The following is an 887-nucleotide window of genomic DNA, read 5'->3' as shown; positions in this document are numbered from 1 at the left end:
TATACGCGCCGCCCATGCCCAGCCGCACGCCCGTAAAAATGAACGGCACGCATTCCGGCAGGATGACGTGAAACAAAATCTTCGCTTCGCTCGTACCCAGCGTCCGCGCCGCCAGAACGCGGTTCGGGTCTATGCTCATAACGCCGCTTGCGGTGTTTATGACGACCGTAAAGCCCGTGGCATACATGATAAGAATCGTCTTCGACTGCTCGCCCACGCCGAACCACATGATGAACAGCGTCAGGAAGGCGATAGCGGGAATGAACCGGAAATAGTCTATAAACGGTTCCACGAATTCGCAAACAAGTCGGTTGCGCCCGATAAGTATGCCGATTGGCACCGCAATCAGGCTGCCGAGCGCCCAGCCCTTTAGCACACGGCCGATGCTTATTGCGCCGAATTTGAGCAGGGTGCCGTCGAGAATCAGTTCCTTCGCGCCTCGCAGCGTTGCCAGCGGTCCGGGCAGAAAGGTCGGGCTGTAAAACAGGGACGCTATCTGCCACAGGACGCAGAGAAACACCCACGTAAAGAATCCGCTGCGGAGCAAGAACCGCGCCGTCTGCGGAAGCGCGGATATGTTCCCCGCACGTCCTAAATTTTTCACGCGCTCTCCATTCTGCGTGCCGGTCAAACGCCGCCGCCATAGTCAAAATGCCCTTGAATCCGGGTGAACAGTTCCTGAAACTCCGGGTCGGTCTCTTTGCGCGGGTAAGACATGTCCGCGCGGTATGTTTTGTAGATATTCGCGTTCGGCGCTCTCGACATAATATGTATCCGCTGTCCCAGCAAGATAGCCTCCTGAATATCGTGCGTTACGAATATGACCGTGTTCTTCGTTTCGTGCCAGATACGCACCAGTTCGTTCTGCATAACCCGCCGTGTGTATG

At 56.1% G+C, this 887-nt stretch carries 1 protein-coding gene and 1 pseudogene; both read right to left on the bottom strand.

Annotation, left to right across the window (positions count from 1 at the left end):
* Nucleotides 1-604: ABC transporter permease (locus tag AWU74_RS06470; protein WP_238580210.1), on the bottom strand; the 604-nt coding region annotated here is incomplete at its 3' end.
* Nucleotides 605-627: 23 nt separating this feature from the next.
* Nucleotides 628-887: pseudogene (locus tag AWU74_RS06465) on the bottom strand (ABC transporter ATP-binding protein); the annotation flags it as partial.

It is taken from the genome of Treponema endosymbiont of Eucomonympha sp. (genome assembly GCF_001028545.1).
The sequence above is the reverse complement of the archived record's forward strand: the minus strand, read 5'-3'. Positions and strand labels throughout refer to the sequence as shown.